Here is a 1,916-nt window from a genome sequence, read left to right on the forward strand (position 1 = left end):
ATAGAGTAGGAAGGTAATCATTATTTGATTACCTGTCCCCTCACACCACCGTACGTGCCGTTCGGCATACGGCGGTTCATTAAACATAAACAGCTTTAGGGGCTACTATTTCTTTAAGACATAGTAGCCCTTGTTTCTTTAAAAATGCGTTGTTGAGCGTCCGGGTCAAGATCGGGCTATGCACCGTTCTCCAATGGCCTTTACGAGTATTTCCCCATTGATAGGCTTGATAGGGTTTCACCCCTAGTTTCTCAAGCTGTTTAACACGAGTCTTTACCTGTTTCCATTGGATCCAGTAGCATAGTCGGATACGACTACGAACCCATTCGTCCAGCTCTCCAAATACAGTTTTAGCATCACTCAGCTTAAAGTAATTTCCCCAACCTTGGTTCAATTGTCTGATTTGCATCATACGATCTTCCATCGTGGAGGGGTTCCTTCGGCAAGTGATCTCACGTATTTTATCCTTGTAGATGCCAATGCTTTTCCGATGTACGGTAATACCCTTGGAGCCCTTCTTATGATAGAAAGTGAAGCCAAGTAAGCGGGTTTGCCATGGCCGAGTCACCACACTCTTCTCTACATTTACTTTGAGTTTTAGCTCCTTTTCAATGTAGGCGCTGATACTTTCCATCACCCGATCTCCTGCCCGTTTGCTCTTCACGTAAATACTACAATCATCAGCATATCGCACGAAACGGTGTCCACGCCTTTCCAGTTCCTTGTCCAGTTTATCCAGAATAATATTAGAAAGTAATGGGCTTAGTGGCCCTCCTTGTGGAACGCCTTGTTTACAGCGTACCAATTTACCATCATCCTCAATATCGGCCCGAAGTATACTATGAATAAGCTTTAACACTCGCTTATCAGCGATGTTCTTACTTAGTTCATTCATCAGGTAGTCATGGTTTACCCGATCGAAGAATTGTTCCAGATCAAGGTCTACTACATGGCTATACCCTGCATTGATGTACTCCTTTGCTTTTTCCAAAGCTTGGTGGGCATTCTTCTCAGCGCGGAACCCATAGCTGTTTTCTGAAAAGTCGGAATCATATAGCTTAACCAGTACTTGCGAGATCGCTTGTTGAATCATCCTGTCCATATAAGTAGGAATACCTAACAGGCGGATTCCCCCACTAGATTTAGGAATCTTGACCCGCTTAACTGCTTTAGGCCGGTACTCACCATGCTCCAGTTGACTTTTGATCAATGGCCATTCAGTTTTAACTTGCTCAGAAAAGTCTGAAAAACCGATGTTATCCACTCCGGCAGCTCCTTTGTTCCCTACAACCCGATCATAAGCCGGATACAGATTGCTTTTACTGATAATTTCTTCGAGTAACATGTCGAATTGCATTTTTTTTTCCTCTGTTTCCTTGTTTCCTGCTTTCTTTCAAGACGTCGCTCAGCGCTCCCTGCTACCTTTCTGCTTCCAGCATATTCCTTACAGAGCAGCTCTCCATTCGGAGTTTTCTGCTTTCTTTACGATAGTCCCATTTCCGGTAGTACTACTCGGACATTTAATGTTCAGCCCTTCCTTCTAAAAAAAGTACTATGGCCTCTGCTGACTTCTGCGGAGGCAGTTATGTATCACTACATGACCTTGTTCCTTCGGGAGGCGCATCCCCCTCCGGCAACTACTCGGCAGACCTCCCCGGGTAAGAACGCAAACTTTCTCTCCATATACCTGTCGAATGTACAGCAGGATGTTTCGGATAGTTTAGGGCTTTGTTTTGTTATGCAAACTCACCCACATCCAACTGCCTAATTCGCTTCCTGTTCGTCAGGCCAGAGATTTACCGCCGGCTTCCTTCAGATTCCTCCTCGCGGAGGACACCCTTGCCTTAAGTTAACGCTTCCAACTATCAAGGTGCGTTCGGGACTTCCACCCTAGAGTTTGCGCCCGTGCCGGGCGC

The 1,916-nt window shown here is 45.6% G+C and carries 1 protein-coding gene; it reads right to left on the bottom strand.

All coding sequences use genetic code 11. From position 1 onward, the window contains the following. Window positions 1-79: 79 nt before the first annotated feature. Complete coding sequence (ltrA, locus tag IM797_RS28090) at window positions 80-1,345, bottom strand: group II intron reverse transcriptase/maturase (protein ID WP_194130549.1); 1,266 nt, start codon at window positions 1,343-1,345, stop codon at window positions 80-82. Between the last annotated feature and the right edge of the window lie 571 nt (window positions 1,346-1,916).

Origin of the sequence: Pedobacter sp. MC2016-24 (assembly GCF_015223055.1) — a bacterium.
Classification (GTDB): domain Bacteria; phylum Bacteroidota; class Bacteroidia; order Sphingobacteriales; family Sphingobacteriaceae; genus Pedobacter.